General features: G+C 45.1%; 24 protein-coding genes and 1 tRNA gene. 6 read left to right on the forward strand and 19 right to left on the reverse strand.

Annotation, left to right across the window (positions count from 1 at the left end):
- Positions 1 to 390, forward strand: a 390-nt coding sequence (locus A3860_RS41630; RefSeq protein WP_216823419.1) for a hypothetical protein, incomplete at its 5' end; no start/stop codon positions are given.
- A 140-nt stretch (positions 391 to 530) separates the two neighbouring features.
- On the opposite strand, the gene truA is transcribed toward A3860_RS41630, so the two are convergent.
- Entirely contained in the window at positions 531 to 1,274 is a 744-nt protein-coding gene (gene truA / locus A3860_RS11355; RefSeq protein WP_081147108.1) for a tRNA pseudouridine(38-40) synthase TruA, read from the reverse strand.
- Between the two features lie 485 nt (positions 1,275 to 1,759).
- Positions 1,760 to 3,694, reverse strand: a complete 1,935-nt coding sequence (locus A3860_RS11360) for a DUF4476 domain-containing protein (RefSeq protein WP_081146823.1) — start codon at positions 3,692 to 3,694, stop codon at positions 1,760 to 1,762.
- 109 nt (positions 3,695 to 3,803) lie between these two features.
- Here A3860_RS11360 and A3860_RS11365 point away from each other — a divergent pair, with 109 nt between their 5' ends.
- Positions 3,804 to 6,308 (forward strand): M1 family aminopeptidase, encoded by a 2,505-nt coding sequence (locus A3860_RS11365; protein ID WP_081146824.1) that lies wholly within the window; start codon positions 3,804 to 3,806, stop codon positions 6,306 to 6,308.
- A 140-nt stretch (positions 6,309 to 6,448) separates the two neighbouring features.
- On the opposite strand, the gene A3860_RS11370 is transcribed toward A3860_RS11365, so the two are convergent.
- The 5 genes from A3860_RS11370 to A3860_RS11390 all read right to left on the reverse strand — a co-directional run bounded on the left by A3860_RS11370 (position 6,449) and on the right by A3860_RS11390 (position 10,342).
- The gene (locus A3860_RS11370) at positions 6,449 to 7,423 is read right to left on the reverse strand and encodes a TPM domain-containing protein (RefSeq protein ID WP_081147109.1); all 975 of its coding nucleotides are present in this window, start codon (positions 7,421 to 7,423) and stop codon (positions 6,449 to 6,451) included.
- Between the two features lie 31 nt (positions 7,424 to 7,454).
- Positions 7,455 to 8,261: a TPM domain-containing protein gene (locus A3860_RS11375; protein WP_081146825.1), complete on the reverse strand. Its 807-nt coding sequence runs from the start codon at positions 8,259 to 8,261 to the stop codon at positions 7,455 to 7,457.
- 137 nt (positions 8,262 to 8,398) lie between these two features.
- Positions 8,399 to 9,184, reverse strand: a complete 786-nt coding sequence (locus A3860_RS11380) for a TPM domain-containing protein (RefSeq protein WP_081146826.1) — start codon at positions 9,182 to 9,184, stop codon at positions 8,399 to 8,401.
- A gap of 95 nt (positions 9,185 to 9,279) precedes the next feature.
- A complete protein-coding gene (locus A3860_RS11385; RefSeq protein WP_081146827.1) occupies positions 9,280 to 9,741 on the reverse strand; it encodes a TPM domain-containing protein in 462 nt (153 codons plus the stop codon).
- Positions 9,742 to 9,751: 10 nt separating this feature from the next.
- Positions 9,752 to 10,342 carry a LemA family protein gene (locus tag A3860_RS11390; RefSeq protein ID WP_081146828.1) on the reverse strand — a complete coding sequence of 197 codons (591 nt, stop codon included), beginning with the start codon at positions 10,340 to 10,342 and terminating at the stop codon, positions 9,752 to 9,754.
- A gap of 202 nt (positions 10,343 to 10,544) precedes the next feature.
- Here A3860_RS11390 and A3860_RS11395 point away from each other — a divergent pair, with 202 nt between their 5' ends.
- On the forward strand, positions 10,545 to 11,642 hold the full coding sequence (locus A3860_RS11395) for a PQQ-dependent sugar dehydrogenase (protein ID WP_081146829.1): 1,098 nt from the start codon (positions 10,545 to 10,547) through the stop codon (positions 11,640 to 11,642).
- 79 nt (positions 11,643 to 11,721) lie between these two features.
- Here A3860_RS11395 and A3860_RS11400 read toward each other — a convergent pair whose 3' ends face one another.
- The 4 genes from A3860_RS11400 to gap form a co-directional block, all read right to left on the reverse strand.
- Positions 11,722 to 12,354: a hypothetical protein gene (locus tag A3860_RS11400; protein WP_081146830.1), complete on the reverse strand. Its 633-nt coding sequence runs from the start codon at positions 12,352 to 12,354 to the stop codon at positions 11,722 to 11,724.
- A 132-nt stretch (positions 12,355 to 12,486) separates the two neighbouring features.
- Positions 12,487 to 13,137, reverse strand: a complete 651-nt coding sequence (locus tag A3860_RS11405) for a hypothetical protein (protein WP_081146831.1) — start codon at positions 13,135 to 13,137, stop codon at positions 12,487 to 12,489.
- A 210-nt stretch (positions 13,138 to 13,347) separates the two neighbouring features.
- Positions 13,348 to 14,547 carry a phosphoglycerate kinase gene (locus tag A3860_RS11410; protein WP_081146832.1) on the reverse strand — a complete coding sequence of 400 codons (1,200 nt, stop codon included), beginning with the start codon at positions 14,545 to 14,547 and terminating at the stop codon, positions 13,348 to 13,350.
- Positions 14,548 to 14,685: 138 nt separating this feature from the next.
- Positions 14,686 to 15,726 (reverse strand): type I glyceraldehyde-3-phosphate dehydrogenase, encoded by a 1,041-nt coding sequence (gene gap, locus A3860_RS11415; protein WP_081146833.1) that lies wholly within the window; start codon positions 15,724 to 15,726, stop codon positions 14,686 to 14,688.
- A gap of 227 nt (positions 15,727 to 15,953) precedes the next feature.
- Between gap and A3860_RS11420 the strand changes: the two genes are divergently transcribed.
- From A3860_RS11420 to A3860_RS11430, 3 genes are all read left to right on the forward strand, one after another.
- Positions 15,954 to 16,469: a hypothetical protein gene (locus A3860_RS11420; RefSeq protein WP_143774059.1), complete on the forward strand. Its 516-nt coding sequence runs from the start codon at positions 15,954 to 15,956 to the stop codon at positions 16,467 to 16,469.
- A 126-nt stretch (positions 16,470 to 16,595) separates the two neighbouring features.
- Positions 16,596 to 16,670 (forward strand) — tRNA-Glu (locus tag A3860_RS11425).
- 204 nt (positions 16,671 to 16,874) lie between these two features.
- Positions 16,875 to 17,159, forward strand: coding sequence for an ISAon1 family transposase N-terminal region protein (locus tag A3860_RS11430; protein ID WP_081146835.1), 285 nt, complete (start codon positions 16,875 to 16,877; stop codon positions 17,157 to 17,159).
- A 44-nt stretch (positions 17,160 to 17,203) separates the two neighbouring features.
- Here A3860_RS11430 and A3860_RS11435 read toward each other — a convergent pair whose 3' ends face one another.
- The 8 genes from A3860_RS11435 to A3860_RS11470 are packed head-to-tail and all read right to left on the reverse strand — an operon-like array spanning position 17,204 to position 23,743.
- On the reverse strand, positions 17,204 to 18,079 hold the full coding sequence (locus A3860_RS11435) for a hypothetical protein (RefSeq protein WP_143774060.1): 876 nt from the start codon (positions 18,077 to 18,079) through the stop codon (positions 17,204 to 17,206).
- The gene (nrfD, locus tag A3860_RS11440) at positions 18,066 to 19,373 is read right to left on the reverse strand and encodes an NrfD/PsrC family molybdoenzyme membrane anchor subunit (RefSeq protein ID WP_216823420.1); all 1,308 of its coding nucleotides are present in this window, start codon (positions 19,371 to 19,373) and stop codon (positions 18,066 to 18,068) included. The genes A3860_RS11435 and nrfD overlap by 14 nt, the downstream gene beginning before the upstream one ends.
- A 16-nt stretch (positions 19,374 to 19,389) precedes the next feature.
- A complete protein-coding gene (locus A3860_RS11445; RefSeq protein ID WP_081146837.1) occupies positions 19,390 to 20,319 on the reverse strand; it encodes a 4Fe-4S dicluster domain-containing protein in 930 nt (309 codons plus the stop codon).
- 13 nt (positions 20,320 to 20,332) lie between these two features.
- The gene (locus A3860_RS11450; RefSeq protein ID WP_081146838.1) at positions 20,333 to 20,602 is read right to left on the reverse strand and encodes a hypothetical protein; all 270 of its coding nucleotides are present in this window, start codon (positions 20,600 to 20,602) and stop codon (positions 20,333 to 20,335) included.
- Positions 20,603 to 20,650: 48 nt separating this feature from the next.
- Positions 20,651 to 21,049, reverse strand: a complete 399-nt coding sequence (locus A3860_RS11455; RefSeq protein WP_081146839.1) for a c-type cytochrome — start codon at positions 21,047 to 21,049, stop codon at positions 20,651 to 20,653.
- Between the two features lie 12 nt (positions 21,050 to 21,061).
- Positions 21,062 to 21,988 (reverse strand): DUF5777 family beta-barrel protein, encoded by a 927-nt coding sequence (locus A3860_RS11460; protein ID WP_081146840.1) that lies wholly within the window; start codon positions 21,986 to 21,988, stop codon positions 21,062 to 21,064.
- A 10-nt stretch (positions 21,989 to 21,998) separates the two neighbouring features.
- Positions 21,999 to 22,397, reverse strand: a complete 399-nt coding sequence (locus tag A3860_RS11465) for a hypothetical protein (RefSeq protein ID WP_081146841.1) — start codon at positions 22,395 to 22,397, stop codon at positions 21,999 to 22,001.
- A 32-nt stretch (positions 22,398 to 22,429) separates the two neighbouring features.
- Positions 22,430 to 23,743, reverse strand: coding sequence for an ethylbenzene dehydrogenase-related protein (locus tag A3860_RS11470; protein WP_158085209.1), 1,314 nt, complete (start codon positions 23,741 to 23,743; stop codon positions 22,430 to 22,432).
- Positions 23,744 to 24,524 lie beyond the last annotated feature (781 nt).

Genomic DNA, 24,524 nt, shown 5'->3' on the forward strand with positions numbered 1-24,524 from the left:
TCTCTCTTTCCTCATCCCCTTCTCCTCTTCTTCGCTGCCTCATTTTCGATTGGGGCTGCAAAGTTAGTGTTTCTCGTATATTGCTTCCAAATTTTTTTCTTCGTTTTTCACAATTTCCTGCTCGCTGTTTTCGTTGCAATATTCTGTGTAAGAGCTTCGTTCAAACCGGGCTGCAAAGATAAGCGCTTTTCATTTTCACTTCCAAACTTTTTTTCACTTTTCTCTTCTTCGTTTTTTGCTGTTTTCAGTGCTTATATTATACCGCCGGGAGTAAACTTTTTATGTAAAGAACTTCGTGTGAGTATGCTTTTTTGTAAAGCGGGCCGCAAAGATAACCAGCTTTCATCTTCTACCAAATATTTTTCGAAGTTATTTTTATCATTCTGCTAAAACAACCGCCCCACAAGGGTTTCAGGGCAATAATTTTTTCACATTGTTATTTTTCACGAACAAACGTTCAGCAAAAATGTATTTCACTACTTATCACTAACGTCCCACTATTATGTTTAACCGATTTTAACATTTCGTTGTTACATGAAGTAGTGTTCGGGATACTCCACTTTTTGTAAGAACAGGCCATGCCCCGGCACCGAAAAATCGGCCTTTGTACAGTCCCGGGCTTCGATGATCTCCCTGAACTGTTGTAACGTTATTTTACCCCTTCCAACCTGCAACATAGTGCCCACCAAACCGCGCACCATACCCCTTAAAAACCGGTTGGCTTTAACCCTGTAAACCGCCCCCTTCTCCCCCCGCTTCCACTCACTGTAAATGATGCGGCAGTTAAAGGTTTTTACCTGCGAATTGCGTTTTGAGAACGAGGTAAAGTCGGTATATTCTTTTAAGACCCCGGCGGCCGTCTGCAACCCCTCCCAATCGATGGTATAGGGATAAAACCAGGCCCTATCGACCAGGAACGGATCTTTAACCTGATAGATAAAGTATTCATATTCACGGGCTATGGCATCAAAACGGCAATGCGCTTCGGCCGGCACCGGTATAAATTGCTTAATAGCGATATCATGCGGTAAAATAGCATTGAGGTTATAGATCGCCCTGGGGTTCATAGGCTGGGGCAGGTCGAAATGGTAAAAATTCTGCGTGGCATGCACCCCCGTATCGGTACGGGAAGAGCCTGTAAGCACCAGTTTTTGCCTGAAATACACTTCCAGCGCTTTCTCCAGTTCGCTCTGCACCGTAATGGTATTGAGCTGCACCTGCGAGCCGGCATAGCGCCCGCCATGATAGGCCACCTCCAAAAAATATCGGTTCATCGGGCAAATATCGGGGGAGGAAAAGGAAGAATGAAAAATGAAGCACAGAGAAATAAGCAGGTCAGCGTGGTGCAAATAGGGAGTTTTAAACGTAAAATATTGAATGTCAAATTAAAAGATTATCTTAGTTCCTGATAAGCCACTTCCATATAACTATCTGTTTATCCTTTCTTCCTGCCTGGGCTATCAGGTTCGGACCATCTTCGTTCCGGCATCGTTCCATCTTTACCTATTTGTCGCATTTATAACATCCATTTTCCAAAAGTATTCCGTTAATGTTCCGTTCCTTTAAAGGATCGGCACATATACGAGACATATACGAGATATGTACGAGATATATACGGAATATTAGTGAATCCAAAGCGAAGCTGGTGCGTACCAGGTACCACCCCGGTACGACTCAGGTATCACCCTGGTACAACTCAGGTACGAAGCCGGGTAGGTATGGGTATGCCCTGAAGCCAGGAAAATAAGTGAAATTTAACCTACTGCAACCTTACCAGTTTTTTAAATTTGGTTACATAAACCTCATCGGTTAACAGTTCATACAATTGCTTGAAATTGGCCGTATCGGCGGCGAAGGGATATGCCAGTTCGAGGAATTTATATTTGGCCTCGTCATTGGCGAACAATTCTGACAAAGCCTTTATTTGTTTGGCGTACAAACACATGGTTTTGAAATACTTATTGGCAACCGCCAGCTTCTTTTGCAGGTCGTTTTCGATCAGGATCTTCACCCGCATTTTATCTACATCATTATCAGTAGCCAGTTTAACGCAATCACTATTGACCATTACCAGCTTGTTGCCTGTTTCAGCTTTCTTTTCGGGTTCAGCCGGTTGGGCAGCGGTTTCAGTAACCGGTTTCATCACGGCCTTTTTTACCGTATCGGCGGCTGGCTTCAATTGGGGTTCGGTTCTAACCCCGTCTTCTTTATCATTTTTGGCCGGCGCGGGCTCGCTTTCCTTCTTTGTTTCAACCTCCACCTTTGCCGGTTCTGTTTTTACAACCGGTTTATCTTCCGTTACCGGCTTCGCTGGTTCCTGTTTAATCTCTTTTTTGGCTTCTTTTTCAGTAGCAGCCGTATTTACCTCCTGTTTGGCCGGGGCAGTCATTTGTATAACTGTGGTATCGGGCGCTGGCGTGGGTTTAACAGGCTCGGCCTTAGGTTCCTGTTTTGTGCGGAACAATGGCGTTTCTTCCGCAGCGGTGGTACTTTTTTTCATTTGCCGCGATTCCAGAATAATGGTGACCGTATCGCCGGTTGTTGATTTTTTCTCAGGCTCCTGGCGCCAGGTCTCTTTCTTTATTTGCTCAGCTACCAGTTCTTTTGTTGCCGGGGTTTCTTTGGCTGTAGGGATCTCTTCTTTTTTCACTTCTTTCTTCACCGTCTCCGCAGTCTCCTGTTTGGCAGGCTGGGTGGCCGGCTCTTCTTTGGGCTCATTTTTTACGACATTGGCAGCCGGGGTATTGTTCACAGGTTGCGCAATATTGGGTTGAACCGGCGCCTGGGTTTGAGCCGCCTTATCATCGGCAGCCTTTTTTTCTTCATTTATATAAACAGTGACCACTTTGACGGGGGTTTCACTGCTATCTATAAAAACCATTTTGGTTTCGCCGTCTTTTGTTTGCTGCTGTATTTTGACCACTCCGGCTAATACCGGCTTCTCAGTAAGGCTTTTTTCTTTGGGATCGTATTTTGTTACCAGGCTATCGGTGTTTTTAGCAACCCCAGCCATCGCATCGGCAGTAGTGGCAGGCTCCTTCTTTATTCGGTTGGTAGTATCGGGATTGGAGCCCTGGGCTACTGTTTCTGTCGTTGTCTTACTAACAACCGTATCGGTTAGCTGCACCTTTTTTTCTTCGGTCTTCACTTCCGGTTGTTTTTCTTCCGGTTTGGCATCGGTAGTAGCCACGGCAGGCACGGCCACGCTTTCTTTTTTAACTATTGAAGTATAAAGAACGGCAGAGTCATTGACCACAGCGGCCATCAGGTCGGCGAAGGCATCGTCTTTTTTGCGTTCGCCATACAGGAAGGTACTATTGCCCGCTTCTTTCAAAGGCTTAATGGTTTCATCGGTTTGCCAGTCGTACAGGGCCCAGCCGCGGGAACCGTTCTTCACCAGCTGATAGCCATGGTCTTTATTCCGGAGCGGAATGGAAAAGCGCTGGGGCTGGGTGGTATGTTGGGGGAAACCGATCTCAAAATCACAGGTTTTGTCGGCCAGGCCGGCAATCACCAGATGCCCGATTGTAGAGGAACTATATACCTTATCGCCCATCTGCACGTAGAAAGGCTGGTTCTCTGATTGCAAATAAACAAATAAAGACTGCTGCTGCGCCAGAGCTGTTGTACCTGAAACTATACAAAACCCTGTTACAAAAGCAAGCTTTTTTATAACGCGGTAAGGAATGTTCATAAAAGCAAATCTACTTATTTGACTTTTTATCGCAGCCACTTATACTATTTTTTACATTTATTAAGCACACCCACGCCTATCTTTACCACTTAAATTCTAAATTCTCAATATGAAGAAGCTTTCATTAATACTGGCCCTGGGAATACTGCCCGCCGCCCTGTTGGCCCAACAGGAGGAGGCGACCCCGGACACTTCATGGAAAAAATTGTACCGGGAAAGTGCCCCGCGGATAAATGACCTGGTACATACCAAACTCGACGTAAAATTCGATTACAGCAAATCGCATATGAACGGCAAGGCCTGGATAACCCTGGCCCCCCACTTTTACCCCACCGATTCGCTGACGCTCGATGCCAAAGGCATGGACATTCACAAAGTGGCCATCGTAAAGGGAGCTTCTTCTACCCCACTTAAATACAATTACGACGGCTGGCAATTGCATATCGACCTTGATAAAACGTATAAAGGCGGCGAACAGTATACAGTGTTAATTGAATATACTGCCAAACCCGATGAAGTAAAGGTACAGGGCAGCGCGGCCATCACCGATGCCAAAGGCCTGTATTTCATAAATCCCAAAGGAGAAGAAAAGGACAAACCCACCCAAATATGGACCCAGGGCGAAACCGAAGCTACCTCTGTATGGTGCCCAACCATTGATAAGCCCGATCAAAAGACCACCGACGAGATCATTATGACCGTTCCGGCCAAATATGTTACCCTCTCGAATGGTAAACTGGTATCGCAAAAGACCAATGCCGACGGTACCCGCACCGACGACTGGAAAATGGACCAGCCACACGCTCCTTACCTGTTCTTTATGGGTGTAGGTGATTACAGCGTCATAAAAGATACCTACAAAGGCAAGGAAGTAAATTATTATGTGGAAAAAGAATACGCGGCTGTAGCCAAAAAGATCTTCGGCCACACGCCCGAAATGATAGGTTTTTATTCGAGAATCCTGGGTGTTGAATATCCCTGGGTAAAGTATTCACAGATCGTTGGCCGCGATTATGTGAGCGGCGCCATGGAGAACACCACCGCCACCCTGCACCAGGAAAGCGCCCAGCAGGATGCACGCGAACTGGTTGACGGCAACGGCTGGGAAAGCACCATCGCCCACGAATTGTTTCACCAATGGTTTGGCGACCTGGTTACCTGCGAAAGCTGGAGCAACCTCACCCTGAATGAATCCTTTGCCAACTACAGCGAAACCCTGTGGGATGAATATAAATATGGTAAAGACGCCGGCGATGCCCAGAATTTCGGCGACATGCAGGGCTATATTCAAAGCCAGAGCGAGAAAAAAGACCTGGTGCGTTTTTATTATAATGACAAAGAAGCCATGTTCGACGCTGTCAGCTATAACAAAGGCGGCCGCATTTTACATATGCTGCGCAGCTATGTAGGTGACAGCGCTTTCTTCAAGGCATTGAACCTGTACCTCACTACCAATAAATACAAATCGGCCGAAGCGCACAATTTGCGCCTGGCTTTTGAAGAAGTGACCGGTAAAGACATGAACTGGTTCTGGAACCAATGGTATTTTGGCGCAGGCCACCCCAAATTGTCGATCGATTATGCTTACGACGATAACGCCAAAAAAGTTCAGGTAACCGTAAAGCAAACACAAACCGGTGATAAAGCATTCGTTTTACCGATTGCCATTGATATATATAATGGAGCAGAAAAAGTGCGTCATGATGTATGGATCAAAGACAGGGAAGAAACCTTTTCTTTCCCTTACACCAGCCGGCCCGACCTGGTAAATGTAGACGGCAAGAAGACCCTGCTGGCCGAGAAAAAAGACAACAAGACCCTGGAAAATTTCATTCATCAGTATAAATATGCCGGCCAGTACCTCGACCGCCGCGAAGCGATTGATTTTGCCAGCAGGAACCAGAACGATCCCAAGGCACAGGAGCTCATGTTCCTGGCATTGAAAGATAAATACTTTGGGTTGCGTGGTTATGCGATCGGCAAACTGGACCTGAAAAATGAAACCGTGAAGAAACAGGCCGAACCCATTTTGGCCGAAATTGCCCAGCGCGATCCCAAAGCAACCGTACGCGCCACTGCCCTCGGTGCGCTTTCACAATACAACGAGGACAAATACAAATCGCTTTTCACCAAGAGCGTGAACGATTCTTCCTATACAGTAGCCGGCACTGCATTGAACGCATTGTTTGTGCAGGATAGCGCCGCTGCAGTAGCAGAATCAAAACGCCTGGCGAAATATCCGGCTAAAGGCAAACTGATCGAAAGCCTGACCACCATACTGGTAAAATCGGGTGATGAAAACAGTTTTGATATTATTGCCAAAGCATTTGGCGACATGCCTATTTCACAGCAGAAGTTCAACCTGCTGCAACCCTTCTGCCAATTCCTGGCTGTTGTAAAAGACACGAAGAAATTAAAAGCCGGAGTTGATATGGTAGTTGAATTCAGGGATGCCCTGGCAGCTTATGGTTTAACGCCATATGTAAATGGCCTGCTTAAAGGAGTTATTGATAGAAAGAACGCCGCCAGTGCAACTGCTGACAAAACCAGCATGAAAGAACAAATTGATTATATCAATTCGAAGATGGAGAGCGGGGAGAAGAAAAGTTTTTAACCCCCGGCCCCTAAAGGGGAGAACTTCGTAGAAAGAAATTTTCTATAACAGGCTGTCCTGGTACCAGGGCAGCCTTTTTAGTTTTTAAGTTTATAAGTTTTCAGTTCAGGGATCAACTAACGAACTCAAAAACTGACAAACTACCAGGAACCACTGGCGCCGCCGCCATCGCTACTGCCGCCACTGAAGCTGTCTGAAGATGAGGAAGGTGATGGGGGAGGGTCAAAAGAGGGTGATGAAAAGGACGCTACCGAATTATCGTTCGACGACCAGTTTGAATCGCTGCTATCGGGATAGGAAGAAACAGTGTTATCATTTGACGACCAACCGGAATTACCGCGTGATGAAAAGAAGCGTCCATTATTATATGAATTATTGAAAAACCCGCGGCGGTTACTTTGAAAACCAGCACCAGTAAACCAACCACCAAAACGCCGGGCTTGTTTTGCAGCCCATATAAATATTAAAGCAATAATTCCAACCCCAACTGCTGCCACCGCAGCAATTGCTCCGCCCATTGATGCATCTTCCGTTTCGGAGGAAGCAGGCTCCTCCTGTAACGAATAGGTTCCTGTGGCAGGTAGCTCAGCAGCAGCCGGCGGTTCATCCAGATTCTGTTCAATAGCTTTTACTGCCTCCATTATTCCCTGGTAAAAATTACCCTTTTTAAAGTTCGGGACCAGCTTGTCTTCTATGATCTGCTTGCAAACAGGATTGGTCAACACCTGTTCCAACCCCCTTCCTACCTCTATACGTACCCCCCGCTCTTTGCGACTCACCAGCAACAAGACGCCATTATTTTTTATGCTGTCGCCAATGCCCCATTTATTAAAATATAAATTGGCAGTTTTTTCAATTGTGTATTGCTTTTTGGTTTTGGGATCGGTAAGTGAATCGACCGAAATAAAAACAATGGCATTGCCGGTCCTGTTATTATATTCGTTCAGTTCCAGCTCCAGGGATGTCTTTTCTTCCAGGGAAAGAAAGCGCCCAAAATCATTGACCGCATGGTGCGGAACTGGCAATGGCCTTATAAAAGGTGTTGCGGTCTTCTTCTTTTGAGCAAATGAAAAAGTAGTGCAAAGAAGTACTGAAAGGAATAAGATGTAGCGCATAAAGGTTCAAGGTTTATTTTCTATTGCCAGCTCAGTCATTAACCGTGCGGCGGTGCGTGGTACCTTCCCGGGTTAACCAGGCATCAGCATCTGAAGCAAACCCCTCATCTATGGCATTCGCCAGAACGCCCCTTCTGCGTTTTCTGTAAACGAAATAAAATATGATAGCCCCCAACCCAAGAAACCCAACTACGGTTTCCCCCGGGGTCATTTCCTTTTCTACAGGTTGGTTATACGAATAGGCAGACTGCGAATTAGCAGGCTGTGAATTAGCAGGCTGCGGCGCCTGGGCATTGTTCATAGCAGCGATCTCCGCCGCTTTTTTTGCCCGTACTGCATCACCGATGGTATTCTCGATCTCAATTACACCATGTATGAACATAGGATAGTACTGGTTCGCTTCAAACTCAGGCATCATTTTCTCTTTGAATATACGCTGGCAATCAGACACCGTAAGGTAGGCGCCCATACTATCAGCAGTTCTGATCCTCATTTCATTGGGATCAACCAGCAGCAATACCCGCACATCTTTCAGCGAATCGTTCGTACTCCATTTGTCTAAATATTGCCGGGCCGCTTCCTGACTGGTATAGGTTTCACCGGTCTTCGCATTCGTCAACGTAGGCAGGGTGATTATAACAATATCAAAACCTGTCATTTTTCGATAAACCTTTATATGTCTTTCGAGCTGATCTTTTTCAGCCTTTGTAAGCCATTTGGCGAAATCATTCACCGCCCGGGCAGGCATGGGCCGGTCTTTGATAAAGCCAGCAGTCATCCTTTGTGCAAAAGAATTGATGCTGCAAAGGAATACGGTCAGGATCAATAGGGTGCGCATACAATTTTCGATTGGGTTCAGGGTTCCAGGTTTATATATCTTGAGCAATTAAGCTCTTTAGTTAGTTTGTTAGTTATTGAGTTGGTTAGTTTTTGGTAAACCTGATCAACTAACTAACTCATAAACTCAAAAACTTTCTACCAGCTTCCACTGGCGCCGCCGCCACCGCTGCTGCCACCACCAAAGCCGCCAAAACCGCCACCACCACCGCCACTCCAGCCGCCGCCGCCCCAACCACCGCCGCCACTGCGGCCCATCATATTGCCCAGTATAAAGGGCCCTAACCAGCCTGAACCACGACGGCTCATAAAGCCACCGCCACCACCACGGTTGCGGCCGCCAAATATGATGATCATGACGATCACAAAAATGATAAAGCCGAACGGGATGGCGCTGCCGCTGCCTTTCCTTTTGCGATAATCGGCCGGGGCCTTGTATTCACCGGCAGCTGCTTTTATAATAGAAGCGGCTGCTTTTGACAACCCTTCATAATAATCGCCCGATCTGAAGTTGGGCGCAATATCATTCTGAATAATGTGATTGGCTGTAATATCGGGGATCGCCCCTTCTAACCCATACCCTACTTCAATACGGATCTTATGGTCCTCGATGGCGGCCAGTATAAGCACCCCGTTGTTGGTTTTCTTATTACCAATGCCCCACGAACGGAATAATTTCACCGCATACTCTTCGATGGGATAATCGTCGAGCGTTTTGAGGAGCACAATGGCAACCTGGTTGCTGGTACTGTCATCGTAGGCAACCAGTTCCTGTTCTAACCGCTGTTCTTCTTCGGGCGATAATACGCCGGCAAAGTCATTGACCAGTTTCGGAGGATTGGGCCGTTGGGGAATATTTTGTGCCGACGCTAAAAACGACACAAATAGGAATATGGGAACGAGAAGGGCTTTTAATTTACTCATTTCAAAAAGTATAATGCCTATCAGTTGATATCAGTTGCCCCCGACGTGTCGGGAGGTCCCCGGTTACCGGTAACTGGTAACCGGCAACAATTTTCTTACCTGCCAAACACCATATCGTCGGGTAATTCATTTTTATCGTTTACACGGTCGTAAGGGAAATGGGTTTTTAACGCCTCTCCCACATCAGTTATCACCGCTTCAAGGGCCTCGGCAGGCGCCGCATTTTGAAAATGCTTTGTCATTACCGACACTTCCTCGTTCCAGAATGCCTGCCCAACCTTCTCATGAATTCCCTGGTCGGCCATAATGGCAAACTGGTGATCTTTCATGGCAACGTATACCAATACCCCGTTACGGTCTTTGGTAGCATCCATTTTAAGACCCCAGAATATTTCTGCGGCCCTGTCGAGGGGATTAACAAACCGGCAGCGGCTTTCGGTATATACCCTTATTTCGCCGCTGGTTTGCTGTTCGGCCTGCCGAATGGCATTCACGATGCGCTCCTGTTCCTCGCGCGTAAAAAATTCTTTCCTTTTTGAGAAGGGGAAAAATGCCATGCAATTATTTTTAGAATTCTACTTTAGGAGCTTTTTCAGAACCTGCGTCAGCCGTGAATCCTGTTTTTGTATGAAAACCGAACATACCGGCAAAGATGTTATTGGGAAAACGGCGAACAACCGAGTTGTAATCCTGTATGGCCAAGTTAAAGTCGTTACGCGAAACCTTGATGCGGTTTTCGGTTCCTTCAATTTGAGCCTGCAGGTCCCTGAAGTTCTGTGTAGCCTGCAATTGCGGGTATTGTTCGGCAACCACCAGCAATTTATTCAATGCACCACCCAGCTGAGCTTGCGCCTGTTGAAATTCCTGAACCTTTTCAGGAGTAAGGTTATCGGCGTTTATATTTATTGAAGTTGCTTTTGCCCTTGCTTCAATTACTTTGGTCAGGGTTGTTTGTTCAAAATTGGCAGCGCCTTTTACGGTACTTACGAGGTTGGGTATAAGATCGGCACGGCGCTGGTAATCGCTCTGCACATTGTTCCACTTATTCTTTACACCTTCATCGAGGTTTACCATTCTGTTATAACCATTACATCCGCAACCACCTAAGATTAAAATAAAGACCACCACAACGATTAGAACCAGATTACGAGATTTCATATCTATTTAGAATTTAATTCTTATAAATGTACAATTTTTTGATACAATGTGCCTTTAATTCATTTGAGTTACAAGCTGTTAACACCCCGGCAGCATTTATTGACCCTCTAACGCCCCCGGTGGCGATCACATTGTCAACATCGCCTTATTTTAGTCGTAGCGGCATGGTTTTCGTTACATCCTGGTTGTTAAATCTTATTTTATGAAGCAAATGATCATTTACAGCGGTTTATGTATCGCGTTGCTTATCATGTGCTGCAACAAGAAAAAAGGGAACGACGATACCGCTACTTCAGCCGTACTCAAAGACAGCATTCTTACCAGCAAACTATCGCACCCCTGGGAAATTGTATGGGGCCCCGATAACTTCATCTGGATGACGGAACGCGGTGGTAAGCTGAGCCGGGTAAACCCGGCCACGGGCGCCGTTACAACCATTTTGACCATTGCCGAAGTGAGTGCCCAGGGCGAAGGCGGTTTGCTGGGAATGGCATTGCATCCCAACTTCGCCACTACCCCGCAGGTATTTGTTGCCTACGACTATATGAATGGCAGTACTTACATCGAAAAGATAGTACGGTATACTTACAATGGTTCTACGCTTACCAGCCCGCAAATAATAATCGACAATATCAAAGCAGCGAGCATCCACAATGGTTGCCGCCTGTTGATTACGCCCGATCAAAAGTTATTTATCACTACCGGCGATTCCAATGATCAAACGCTGCCGCAAAACAAAAGCGCCCTCAATGGCAAGGTGTTACGACTGAACCTTGACGGTAGTATTCCTGCCGACAATCCAACACCCGGCAGTGCGGTCTGGAGCTTCGGCCACCGTAACCCGCAGGGACTGGTATTTGCCAATAACATCCTGTACAGTTCGGAGCACGGCCCCAGTTCAGACGACGAGATCAATATTATTGAAAAAGGCCGCAACTATGGCTGGCCCACAGTTATGGGATTTTGCAATACCAGCGCCGAACAAAGTTTTTGCAACGCCAATAACGTACGCGAACCGCTTTGGGCCTGGACGCCCACCATTGCACCCAGCGGACTTGACTATTACGACAAGGACCAGATACCACAATGGAAACACTCGCTGTTGCTGGCGGTTTTAAAGGACAGCCGCCTGCTTCAATTGAAGCTGAATGCAGCCCGCACCGGTATCGATAGTGTTTTTGAATTCTACGTCAACAAATATGGCCGCATGCGCGATGTTTGTATTTCGCCCGAAGGGAAAGTATATGTTTGTACCGATAACGGGGACGATGACAAGATCGTTGAAGTAAAGAAGAAATAATTTATACACAGGCAGGCACAAATGATAAGCCCCGCTCAAAGGTTGGTGAACGGGGCTCATTCATTTATTTATAAACCGGTTATTGTTTCTTCAATGTAATGATCTGTACGGCGTGGTTTGTGGTCCTTTGTGTAAGACCCATGTTCAGCTCTACCTTACTTTGGTCGACTGTCGCCCGCATGGTCATTGTATCGCCATTGAATGCCAGTTTGTAACCGCCGCCGGCCGACTGCGTAGTTCCGTTCGTTCCTACCGTGGTAAATACGCCGGAATTAACATAAATAGAATCGGCAGCAACCTTTTTATAAGTGGCCGATGTATTGGTTGACGGTATAACGGCTGAAATTGGCGCGTCAAGAGAATCGTCGAGTACACCGTTGGTATAAAAAAGCGCATGAGCTATTGCATCCATCGAATAACCGATATTGGTGCCGGTCATGGTAGAACCATCGAATTTGAGGGTACCGGTATTATTATCAGTTATATAATCGCTGGTGGTAACTGATGTGGCGTTATCGACGCCGTCGGTTATTTCAACAATTGAAGTGGTGATACCATGCATGTTCAATAATTTCCAGGTTCCTTTTTCAGAACCGGTGCTGCCGGCATTGTTGGTACCGCCTAATGTATCTATGCTTTTTTCTTTTCCGCAGGAAACGAGGAATAACAATACAATACTTCCGAGAAGCAGGAACGGGGTTTTATTTTTCATTGTGCTATTTTAAAGTTTTGATTAGGGCAGAAAACTCACGCGCAAAAATACTATTTCGGCGTCATTAGTGCAATCCCTTATATGACAAACATGAGTGATTCGACGTTGCAGTTGTGGAAAACCATTAATTCCTCAGTTCTTTTGCAGGGTGGCCACCAATACGGCATGAATGGTGACTTTTGCCGGAATACCCTGGTAATCCTGCGTAGTGACCGTATCGTATACAATGGTCATTTTCATGGTATTGCCCGAAAACACCAGCTTGCAACCGCTTGGTGCGGAAGGCACCAGACCGCCGGTGAGCACATTCAGGAAGCCGCCATCCTGAAAATACAGCGAATCGGCGCCTATCTTTTTGTATCCCGAGGTAGCATTTTGAGCCGGAAGGGTCTGGTTCAGAGGTGTTGACAGGGAATCGAACAGTGACCCATTCATATAAACGAGGGTTTTGGCCGTGGTATTAACAGACATACTGATACCCGTGGCCGTCATATTAACGCTGTCGAATTTCACGGTTCCGGCATTATTCTGCGAAGTAAAATTGCTGGTGCTAATGCCTTTTATTGCCTGGCCGGCCTGGGAAAGTTCTGCGGTTTGAGACAGCGTGCCCTGAAGCGAGATAAAATTCCAGGTTCCCACTTCCGTATTGGCCGTGTTGGGGATGGTATCGGCAGGTGTGGGACCGCCGGGGGGAGTAACATCGTTATTATGAATTTCCTTTTGACAGGAAGCCAGCGTGATCAAAACGGCCAGAACGAACAGGAATGGGCAGTACTTTTTCATAAATCCACAGTTTGTGATGACAAGAGTAATTACCGGGAAAACTATGCCATCCTTTAAAAAAGAAATGCCACGCCCAAAAGGTACGCGGCATTTCATCTGAAATATTATTATTTATTTTGGCCAGATGGAACTTACCATGGCAAAATTTTCATTGGAATTAAGTCCTAATGAAAATTTTGCCATGGACGTTTCATCCTAAAATTAGTGAACTTATTTTTTCACCGCGGCAATACCCGGTAATTCTTTTCCTTCAAAGAATTCGAGCATGGCGCCGCCGCCGGTACTAACGTAACTAACCTGGTCGGTATAACCAAACTGGTTAACTGCCGCCACAGAATCGCCGCCGCCTACCAGGGAGAAAGCGCCGTCCTGGGTAGCTTCGGCCACTGCGGTAGCAATGGCTTTTGTGCCATGTTGGAATTTATCCATCTCAAACACGCCCATTGGGCCGTTCCAGAGAATGGTCTTTGACCGTTTGATCACATTCGCAAACTGGGTGCAGGCGTTTGGGCCAATGTCGAGCCCCATCCAGTTATCAGGAATATTATTGCTGGGGGCGTTGGAAGTAAGGGCGTTGGCATCGAATTTATCGGCGATCACTGAGTCGGAAGGAAAATGCAGGCAAACGCCTTTGGCTTCCGCTTTTTTCAACAGTTCGCGGGCAGTATCGATGCGGTCGTCTTCGCAAAGGGAATTGCCAATGGCGCCACCCTGTGCTTTTTCAAACGTATAGGCCATACCACCGCCGATGATGATATCGGTTGCTCTTTCGAGCAGGTTTTCGATGATGAGGATCTTGTCACTTACTTTAGCGCCGCCAATGATGGCAGTGAATGGTTTTTCGGCATTGTTCATTACTTTTTCGGCGCTGGCCACTTCGCTTTCCATCAGCAAACCGAACATTCTTTTTTCGCGGGGGAAGAATTGTGCGATCACGGCAGTGGAAGCATGCGCGCGGTGCGCTGTGCCGAATGCGTCGTTCACATATACATCACCGAGTTTGCTTAACTTTTCAGCAAAAGCGGCGTCGCCTTTTTCCTCTTCTTTATAAAAACGCAGGTTTTCGAGCAACAGTACTTCACCGGGTTTTAATGCAGCAGCTTTGTCAACCGCATCTTTACCAATGCAATCACCGGCAAACTGTACGTTGATGCCACCCAACAATTCAGAAATATGGCTTATCAGGTGTTTCAAAGAAGATTTTTCTTCGGGTCCTTCCTTGGGACGGCCGAGGTGGCTCATGAGTATTACGCTACCGCCGTCGCCCAGGATCTTTTTTATGGTTGGAACCGCCGCTTTTATGCGGGTATCGTCGGTAATGGCGAATGTTTTTTTGTCAAGCGGAACGTTAAAATCAACCCGGATCAGTGCTTTCTGACCCTTGAAGTTATATTGGCTGAAAGTAGACATGAAGAAGTGTTTTTAAAAAAGTTAACCACAAAGTTCATTGATAGCTAAGGGTGGCTTTAGAGTATCTCCAGGCATTACCCGCTGTCAACAGCTTTGTGGTTAATCAGGAATAGCTGAAACTAATCCTGCGGTTATTTATTAAGCTTTTGCTTTTTCTTTTGCAGCGCCTTTATTGATCAGTTTTGCAAAATAGTTCACGGTGCGAACGAGTTGGCTTACATAGCTCATTTCGTTATCGTACCAGCTAACAGTGCGAACGAGTTGGGTATCGCCTACTGTTTGAACACGTGTTTGCGTACCATCGAATAAAGAACCGTAATGAATGCCAATGATATCGCTGCTTACAATTTCATCTTCGGTATAACCAAAGCTTTCATTGCTTGCGCTTTTCATGGCTGCATTTACTTCTTCAACAGTTACTTTTTTGCTTAATACAGCGGTAACTTCAGTTAAAGAACCGGTAAGGGTTGGAACGCGTTGAGCAGAACCGTCTAATTTACCTTTCAGGTTAGGTAATACCAGGCCGATGGCTTTGGCAGCACCAGTGCTGTTAGGAACGATGTTTTGTGCAGCAGCGCGGGCGCGACGCAGGTCACCTTTTGGATGGGGTGCATCCTGGGTGTTCTGGTCGTTGGTATATGCGTGAATGGTGGTCATGAGACCGTTAACGATACCAAATTTTTCATCGAGCACCTGAGCCATAGGGGCCAAACAGTTGGTGGTACAGCTGGCGCAGCTGATCACTGTTTCGGTACCATCGAGTATAGCGTGGTTAACATTGAACACGATAGTTTTGAGATCACCGGTTGCGGGTGCAGAGATCACTACTCTTTTAGCACCAGCGGTGAGGTGAGCTTCAGCTTTTGCTTTATCGGTGAAGAAACCTGTGCACTCCAGCACTACGTCTACATCATGCTCTTTCCAGGGAATTTCAGCAGGGTTCTTTTGGGCGTAAATTTTTACTTCATCGCCGTTTACTATAATAGAGTTGTCGGTGCTTTTTACTTCAGCGTCGAAACGACCCTGTGCGCTATCATATTTCAGGAGGTGGGCAAGTACTTTTGGACTTGTGAGGTCATTGATAGCGACTACATCGATGCCATCCATTTTATAAATCTGGCGATATACCAACCGGCCAATACGACCAAAACCGTTGATCGCCACTTTAACTGTGCTCATGATCTGGATTTTTGTGTTAGTTAAAAATTGCGGGGGCTAAGGTACAATTTTGGTTGTAATTGGGTTGATGAAATTTGTGGTTTAGGCTAAACTTATAGCTGACATTTGTTTATGAAACAATACCCTACTTTTTGAGGGGGCTTTTAAAGGAACCTGAAAGCAAATGGAAGCGAGCGGAAGAAAACGCGCAACAACAAGAAACCCGGCTAACATTCGTTAATGGGGATATGAGATATTTTTTGATGATGGTTTTGCTCCTGGCAAGTTCCTGCGGGTTGTATAGCCAGGGAAAGCGATGCACTTTTGCTTTTGAGTCGCTTATTTTGCCCGACAGCATAACCTCGCTGCAACTCCTTGATACCATAAAAAACATTCCATTAAAAGCATATAACCGGAAAGGCAGGATACCGCGTTTTATTAAAGAGGCATTAAATTGCTGGACGGGTGGCTTTGATATAGCGAATCCGGGTCATGCTTTCTATATCTCCGATGCGGTGGGATGGTGGCCTTTACCACATAGGCAATTAATGTATCTGGGATTAAGCGATCATTATATGTTAATGGCCTACAAACATGGCGGCATTGGGTTTAATTGTCCGGTCATATTTATCAAATTTGACAATAAAAAGATCGTTTCAGTATGGTATTGGATGTGGTTTGATAAAGAAATGAATACAAAAGAGAACATATTACAAAGTTTAAAGAGATTTCCCGAATGGCCGAATCGCCATTACTTTCTTTAGGGGCGACTCCCCCTACCTTTGCGAGAGTATTGAGCAGAAGGATCTTTTTTGAAAAATATTTTGAAAGAAAGCGATTTTTTTTTGGTGAAATAAAGGCGATCCCTATCTTTGCACTCCCAAAAACGAGCCGCGTTCGTCTAAGGGCTAGGACACCACCCTTTCACGGTGGTGATACGGGTTCGAATCCCGTACGCGGTACCAGGAAATTCCAAAGAAACATACAAGGTCCCAGGCTGAAAAGTCTGGGATTTTTGTTTTTGGGGCCTACGGCAGGTTTTCGAACCCGTGCGCGGAAAGAGATGTTGGGGATCAGGTTGAAATTTTGGGGGATTTAGGATCAGGTTGAAATTTTGGGGGATTTATTAGAAAGTAGTTGTTTTGCAGGCAATAAAACGGGTTTGAACATTGGAAAAGGACAGGGAAAAAGAATTATTAGGTTTTTTTTTACCATCAGGGACACTTGAATATTTTGATATAACTCATTTTGTAAAGGATAAGGAAGGCCTGGTATTGTTTTTAGAAGAAAAGAATCTTCCACCTGCTGAGTACGCAGGCCAAACGCTTCACTCCAAAGGATTTTATCCGGAAGTCCGTGTACAAGACTTTCCGATTCGTGAAAACAAAGTAGAATTAAGTATAAAGCGCCGCCGAGAAGGCCACTTCCCTGGAATCCCTGTGCCCTTTAAATAGAAAATCAAAATAGAAAGATTTCCGCCGGTGGATCAGAGAGGTAGTTATTCCGCTGCCTGTGTACCCAGCTTTTTGAGTTTCCATATCTGAACTATTAAATAAAGCAGCACAATCCACACAACAAAGAATATTGAAAAGCTCGTTATTTCCAGCCAAACAGGGGCTAAGCCTCTTCTTGCAAACAGGGTTCTTCTATTAAAGTCAGATGCATATATGCCGGGCACACCCCAGGGCACTGTCAGTTCGGCCGTTATATTTCCATATGCATCATTGTCTTCCACTTTGGCAATTAAGGTTATGTTTCCCCTGGCATCGCCGGGTAAACTGTCTCTTTGAAAATCCGCGGCCACAGTACCCAAAGAATCGGTAGTATAAGCAGGTGTTTCGTTAACGTTAAGGTCTGCATTCAATCTTTTAATTGCGACTTTAATATCCGCGCCTTTAACAGGCACCCATACACTGTCGCGCAATTCCTGCAGGGTGGCAATGATCTTCTTTCCTGCGATGGTATCAATTTTTATTTTGGACTTTGTAATATCCAGATCGCTGCTGGTTGACTTATATAATCCAGTAGCTGCTGAAACAACGAAAAACGATTGCTTTGAAGACCGGTTCCAGGCATCTTTTGCAGCAGGGGGTATAAATAATACGGCCTCGCCGTTGCGATCTGAAACGGCTTTGCCCAGTAGGTTAGCCGGCGCATCGGCAGAAATATAAAAACTGACCGGTATACCCGCAACCGGTTTAAATTTCCCATCGATCTTTGCCTTTGTATTGACTTTTAAATACTGAACCTGGTTATTATTGTTAAAATACCCGGGATTTAGAATTAAGTCGTGCGTTGCATTCTGGGCAAACAGCAACGGATCGACCAATAAAACCACCAGTACTGGTAATATGATATTTTTAAGCATTCTCATGCTGTTCAATTTCTGTAATTGTTTCCTGAATGGGTATGATAGGGAATAACCTGGCGAAGACCGTTATAATCAACATCATGCCAGCCAAAGAGCCCATGGCAATAGCCCATTCTTCCCAACTTGGAAAATAATGACGATAAGATGGCGGAACATCACGCATTGGCAGGAAGGGATGCAGCAAGGTAGGTGTTACGATCACATATCTTTTGATCCACGATCCGATCACAACCAAACATCCTGCAATAAAGGCCGGCAAGGGCTTTCTTCCTTTTTTGAAAACCAGTATTAAAACAGGCAAAAACATAGAGGTGATAATGGCGAACCAAAACAGGGGCGCAAAGTCACCGGCAAACAACCCCATTAAGTGTTCCTGGTCGGGCTTTTTCATTTTAAATGCCGGAACCAGAAATTCGTTGATATTAAAATATAAGTATACCAAAGCGAGCATCACGACTATTTTTCCCATCTTATCAAAATGCAGCTCTGTTATATATTTTTCCAGTTTATACGATTTGCGGAAGGCGTACATAGCCATGAGTACGCCGCCTGCGCCTACCAGGAATGCGCCTGATACAAAATAGGCGCCAAAGTTGGTGCTGTCCCAACCCGGACGATACGTTGTAGCAAACAGCCAGGAAGTGACGGTGTGAATGGAAAATGCTACCGGGATAATGGTTATGACAAGAATATTTATGGCGCATTCATTGATCTTAATTTGCGCCGGTGTATTTCTCCAGAATGAACCAAGGAATTTATACAATTTATTCGGGCGTTTACCCAGCTTTTTTTCGTTTTTCAGCAGCAGCATGCAATCGGGTAACAGCGGAAAGTACAGGAGCAGGATGCTTATAAAGAAATAGGTGGTAATTACAATAACGTCCCAGATAATGGGCGACTGTAATCGTCCGTGAAAAAAGAGGTTGTAAAATCTGTCGGGCCGCCCCATATCCACCACAATAATAATGGCAGCAAACGTGATGGCGGAAACAGCAATGATTTCGGCAATCCTGGTCAGGGGCGTACTCCAATGTACATCGGTCAATCGTAGTATGGCGGTGATTAATGAACCCACCAGGCTGATAGCAACAAAGAACACAAAATTGGAAATATAAATACCCCACGACACATAATCTCTCATAGAAGTTACCACAAGCCCTTTTGACAACTGGCGGGTATATGCGATGAGGCCAACAACGCAAAGGCTTAATAAAACCCCGATCCATAGTTTACCTGTAGCGTTGAATTTGCGTGGCAACAGGTCTTTTATTATTTCATTTTTTGCCAGATTTTCCACAGCGTTTCATTTTAAATTAACTTTTTTCCCCTTCCTCCTTTTCATCATCTTTTTTAAATGGAAAATTTCTGTTTACGGGGGGCAGATAATACACACTGGGTTTGGTGCCCAGGTCTTCCATTAACCTGTAACCGGCCTTATCCCTAACCAGTTCGCTAAACCGAAATGTTTCAGATCCGTTCGTCACCGAGTCTTCTATCATATCACCAAAAAAGAACACCCCGTTAGGGCAGGCGGAAACGCAATGCGGTAACTCTCCCTGTCTTGTCATATCGGCGCAAAAATCACATTTCCCCACCGTTCCTTTTTTTTGCGGCACACTGGTTTCGCATGAATAAGGCTGATCGGCTATTTCTTTGGGCAACTCCGGTTCACTCCAGTTAAATACCCTGGTTGAATAGGGGCAGGCTGCCATACAAAAGCGGCAACCTATACAACGGTCGCTGTCGATTAATACAATGCCATCCTGGCGTTTAAATGTAGCATCTACAGGACATACTTTAACACAGGGGGGCTCATCGCAATGCATGCAGGTGGTAGGTTCCCAGTAAGGCGCCGTATGCTCGGCATCCTGCATAGGGTATACCTTGATCCAGTTTTGCCCCGGATGTACATGGTGCACATGATCACAGGCTTCCTGGCATTTCTTCAGGCTTTTGCACCGGGAGAGGTCAATGACCATAACAAATTTTTTACCCTTGATCCCTATCCTTGCCTCGTCGTTTGAAACCGGTGGCATATGTGGAACCGGTTTTAAGAAAGCCTTATCCACTTCAATCACTTCGCCATTTACAGAAAGAAGTTTTACTTTTTCACCCGAAGGTTTTACCATTTCCCCGGCACTGCTTTCAAAAGGATTGTTTTCTTCGGAACATCCTGCAAGAGCAGCGCCTGCCATCAGGGCGCCTGCAATAAATTCTCTCCGTGAGGTATCTGTTGGTTTCATGTGTTTTAAATGTTTACGGCTTTTTAATCCAGTCACGTAATTCCTTATCGGAAATCTTTTGTTGCAGTATATTGATCTTCGAAACATCTACCTCCACTAACTGCCCATCCTGCGATAACACCTGCATTGTGCCATTTTTACTGCCGGGTGAACAATCGATGACCGATCTTTTTTTGGAGAACATACGCATCTTCCACAGGGGAAAAACAGATAATATACCGATCCAGGCCAATAATTTGCGCCTTCCTGCAGGGGTGTGGGAAACTGATTCAACTTTTTCCATACATGAAGCTTGAGGATTATAAAGGTGTTCCTGTACGGGACAAACTAATTATTTCTTCAGGGTACGCATATAATTCACCACATTCCAGATATCTTCTGCATCAGGGATTTTCTTTTTAAAACTGGGCATATCTTCTCTTCCTTCAGCAATTTTATAAAACAAAGAGCCGTCTGATTGAGATTGGGCAGTGGCTGTTGAAAGGTCCTGCGGTTGCGTTTTTAACTGGGCAGCTTTTGTTCCATCGCCTAATCCCTTTTTACCATGACAGGAAACACAATGTTGTATCCACAAACTCTTACCGGCATTTACTGATTCACTGGATGGCTTAACCGGATTTGCTGTTTTTGCTGCCTTATCCGGAACAGGCCATGGTTTTACCTGTTTAACTGCAAAGCCACCGGATAAAATAAAAACACCTGAAATAATACCCATTGATAGAATGTTCATAGCTGTTTATATTTAAAAATTCCAAAGTCGTGAAATATTGAACCCTATAACAAACTGCCCTTTTGTATAATCATTCTGGTTTAATAGATTATTGTCCTGCGGAAGGGTATATCCATAATTACCGGCAAATACCTGGAAGGTATGGCCGCTGGTTTGCATTTGTAACCCCAGGCTGATGTTAGGATGGGGATTATTCATCGCATGCTGCGTTATAGGTTGATCGTAATTGGCAACGATGGAGGTTTTAGGAGTTATTTTATATCTTCCGCTAAAGCAAACAGCCAAATGATCGTTTTTCATTTTTAGCTGAATGGTATTTGATTTATCATAGTATCCCTCAATATTATTAAAATGCGTAATACTGAATCCAACCTGCGCAGACAAGGCTTCAGTGATCTTTCTGGCCACCAGCACCTGGTTGAAAAAGGTAAAACGGTCAGAAAATGTTACAATGGGTAATGAGGCATTTTTTTTCCGCGTATCCATAGCCAAATTGCCAAAGTAAGTAACCGATACAGGCATGGCATTGTCTTTTGTTTGCTTCAACAGGGCGTATTTCAAACTGCCATCAACCTGCATATTAAAGTTGTTTACCCCAAACCCCACCTGCAGATCTTTAACAGGTACGTAGCTGAACCCCAGTCGCATATTAGCACCGGCAAACAGCCCAAACAAATCGGTAAAGCCATTATTGACAGTGCCAAACCGGTGACTGATGTCAAATTCGAAAGTTCCTTTAACCGGCACCATTACCGTTTGATTGTCGATTAAATAATTTCCTTCAAACGTATTTTTTGCATATGACTTTTTCTTCACTACCGGTTCGGCCGCCGTTGAATCCTGAGCACTTAAATTATTGCCGGAATACACCGCTGAAAAAAGCAACAGGATTATTAGTTTCCTGTAAAGAGTGGCATACCGATGTAATACTGTAAGCATTGTACTGTTTTTAGTTGTTTTTGGCGCCCTGGTTAATCCATGCATAAACTTTCGCATTGATATCCTGGTTTGGACCGTTACCCAATGGCATTACCGGGCTTTTTTTGCCGGTTAGCCATAACATGATCACGCTATTGTCCGGATCATTGGCCTTTATATAACTTCCCCGGGCTAACGATTGGAAAGCATTGACTGTTGAAAGATCAGGCGTTTTTCCGCCCGGCACATGACAACCACTTAATGCGCAGTTTTTTTCGAAGAGGGGGATGATATCATTGGTGAAACTCATTGTGGTGGTAATGGCACTACCGGGATTAACTACTACTGTAGTAGATTTGTAACAACCTGAAATAGCAATCATCAGTATGGCGATGAACCCCGATATGATTGCTACCGTTCTCAATTGCATATGTGTTCGTTTTAAATGAATCAGAACGTTACTTATCGCTGAAATTTCAACAGCAGGTTCGGTTGAATACCATGCTGGTTGTTTGACTGATTCCATATAGCCAGGCCAAACTGCTGATCCTGCAGGCCCGATAAGTCAACATCCTGTTTCAATGTGTCGTCTGTTCTTAATTTACGCTTGAATTCAATAACCCAACCGGTACCGGTGTACACGGCAGAACAGGTAATGTCGGCCCGGCCGCCAACCAAAGGAGAAGCTATGTAGCCAGGGAAACATTTTGCTCCATCTCCTCCGAAAACCGCATCGCCCGCTCTCTGATAATCGGTACCCACATTCGGGTTAATAGAACCGCCATTGTAACTTAAAACGCCGGTTGAACTTACGCCTGTAATTTTCACGGCTTTGCCCCCCGGTAATGTATCGGTTGCCAGAATATAATAATAACTGGAAGCGTCGGGAATAATCCACAGGGGAACATTAACAGATACGCCTGTTCCATCTAACTTTAATGATTGCCTGTTATTAGAAGCTCCCTGTAAAGCCGCAGTAGTATAACTTGGTGAGTATGGCCATTTTGAATTGGCGCCCGAAACAACAATACCATCCACGTGGCGACCATTTCCCGATCCCCCAACGAGGTTGGTAACTCCCGGGCCGCCGGCCCAATCCTGATAGTTGTCGTCCATTTGATTGAATAATACATCCCTGCTTAAATGAGCCCACCACATATCAATTTTTTCACTGGCCCCATTGGTATAGTGGTTACCGCTTCCTGCATTTGATTGCGAAACAGGAGGATTCACAGAAAAATCTGTATAGGGCGTAAATACATGGCAACTGGCATAACAGGTTTGGGAAATAAATTTGGGCGTTGAGAAATCAATATTCCATAACATAGCAAATTTATCCTCGCCATGCCCCTGCCTTGTTAATTTTCCATTTACATCATATGTTCTGCTGGTAGGCTCCTGCGCCCAAAGTTTGGTATCGGTATTAAAATACCAGGGCGCTACGTTTACACTTTTTGTACTGTCGGCATACTCCAGCAAAAAATAAATGTATTGATCATCATACATTGAACGAAGGGTTGCAGGATATGTTTCCCCGTTATAACCGGTAAAAAGATTATTACCCGGGTCGGGTACCGTAGGAGTAACAGATATACTGGTGGCCTTACTCCATTCACCATCAATATTTCCATCAATTACAGGGGGCGTTGTTGTTTTGTAGGAGACAAGGGTATTGGAATCAGCGGAGGAACTAAGAACCACCTGATCCTTCCTTGTACAATATAACAGCAGTGTTGTTGATGTAGCCAACAAGAAGATTATAAAGTATTTTTTCATACGCCTGTTTTTATCCAAAGAGCAATATATCGCCTGCAAATATTGGTTGTATATTTTTTCCCACAAAAAATTATACTCATGATTTTCCATGATATTTGTCATATCTATTGAAGCATAAATTGACTAAATAGATTCTCCGTACAAATGATTTAAGGGTCCAAGATCGCGTCTATTCATTTGATAAATAGTCATATACAAGTTGACAACCTATATCAACGTTGTACCGTTAGAGTTATCGTTCATGCATTACCAGTTAATCTGTAATTTATACACACCGGAAAGCAGGCATAGCCGCCCTTTATTTAATGTAATCTGGCCAACAGCACCAGATACATTTGAAGAGACAAAAAGTAGCGGCGATCAGCACAGCGTCGTGGATCTCTTTGTCTGTAGCGCCTTGCTTTCTGGCTGCTTCGATGTCATCTGGCGTCACACTCCTGCCGCTCTGCTGTACCCTGGCTGCAATATTCATCAATGTTTTGAGTTTGGAGCTAATGTTGACAGTAGCAGGATCCTTTATCACACCCTTTACCACATCTCCATGGCCATCCAATACCTGGCGATAGCACCATGCATGTTGGCGTAATACTTATATTCGTTGAGGCTGAACGTATAAGTGGCGATAAGCTCGCGTTTGCCCGGAGTAAGGGTTGAAGTTGTAGGATCGTGCAGTAGTGTTTGAACCAGATCGTTCAGTGGTTTAGCAGTATCGGCACTTCCCTGCGCCGCCGATCAGAAGCGTAAAAGGACTTGTAGATTATTGGAGATTTTCGCCGATTCA

Origin of the sequence: Niastella vici, from assembly GCF_002077945.1 — a bacterium.
GTDB classification, from domain to species: Bacteria; Bacteroidota; Bacteroidia; order Chitinophagales; family Chitinophagaceae; genus Niastella; species Niastella vici.

Coding starts and splice junctions, on each gene's coding strand:
- A3860_RS11470 (WP_158085209.1), bottom strand. CDS start 23,743: ATGAAAAAATACTTTATAATCTTCTTGTTGGCTACATCAACAACACTG.
- A3860_RS11405 (WP_081146831.1), bottom strand. CDS start 13,137: ATGAAAAAGTACTGCCCATTCCTGTTCGTTCTGGCCGTTTTGATCACG.
- A3860_RS11445 (WP_081146837.1), bottom strand. CDS start 20,319: ATGAAACCAACAGATACCTCACGGAGAGAATTTATTGCAGGCGCCCTG.
- A3860_RS11420 (WP_143774059.1), top strand. CDS start 15,954: ATGAGATATTTTTTGATGATGGTTTTGCTCCTGGCAAGTTCCTGCGGG.
- A3860_RS11375 (WP_081146825.1), bottom strand. CDS start 8,261: ATGCGCACCCTATTGATCCTGACCGTATTCCTTTGCAGCATCAATTCT.
- A3860_RS11365 (WP_081146824.1), top strand. CDS start 3,804: ATGAAGAAGCTTTCATTAATACTGGCCCTGGGAATACTGCCCGCCGCC.
- A3860_RS11465 (WP_081146841.1), bottom strand. CDS start 22,397: ATGCAATTGAGAACGGTAGCAATCATATCGGGGTTCATCGCCATACTG.
- A3860_RS11390 (WP_081146828.1), bottom strand. CDS start 10,342: ATGAAATCTCGTAATCTGGTTCTAATCGTTGTGGTGGTCTTTATTTTA.
- A3860_RS11360 (WP_081146823.1), bottom strand. CDS start 3,694: ATGAACATTCCTTACCGCGTTATAAAAAAGCTTGCTTTTGTAACAGGG.
- A3860_RS11370 (WP_081147109.1), bottom strand. CDS start 7,423: ATGCGCTACATCTTATTCCTTTCAGTACTTCTTTGCACTACTTTTTCA.
- A3860_RS11455 (WP_081146839.1), bottom strand. CDS start 21,049: ATGAACATTCTATCAATGGGTATTATTTCAGGTGTTTTTATTTTATCC.
- truA (WP_081147108.1), bottom strand. CDS start 1,274: ATGAACCGATATTTTTTGGAGGTGGCCTATCATGGCGGGCGCTATGCC.
- A3860_RS11385 (WP_081146827.1), bottom strand. CDS start 9,741: ATGGCATTTTTCCCCTTCTCAAAAAGGAAAGAATTTTTTACGCGCGAG.
- A3860_RS11395 (WP_081146829.1), top strand. CDS start 10,545: ATGAAGCAAATGATCATTTACAGCGGTTTATGTATCGCGTTGCTTATC.
- A3860_RS11410 (WP_081146832.1), bottom strand. CDS start 14,547: ATGTCTACTTTCAGCCAATATAACTTCAAGGGTCAGAAAGCACTGATC.
- A3860_RS11450 (WP_081146838.1), bottom strand. CDS start 20,602: ATGGAAAAAGTTGAATCAGTTTCCCACACCCCTGCAGGAAGGCGCAAA.
- A3860_RS11400 (WP_081146830.1), bottom strand. CDS start 12,354: ATGAAAAATAAAACCCCGTTCCTGCTTCTCGGAAGTATTGTATTGTTA.
- A3860_RS11435 (WP_143774060.1), bottom strand. CDS start 18,079: ATGAGAATGCTTAAAAATATCATATTACCAGTACTGGTGGTTTTATTG.
- gap (WP_081146833.1), bottom strand. CDS start 15,726: ATGAGCACAGTTAAAGTGGCGATCAACGGTTTTGGTCGTATTGGCCGG.
- A3860_RS11460 (WP_081146840.1), bottom strand. CDS start 21,988: ATGCTTACAGTATTACATCGGTATGCCACTCTTTACAGGAAACTAATA.
- A3860_RS11380 (WP_081146826.1), bottom strand. CDS start 9,184: ATGAGTAAATTAAAAGCCCTTCTCGTTCCCATATTCCTATTTGTGTCG.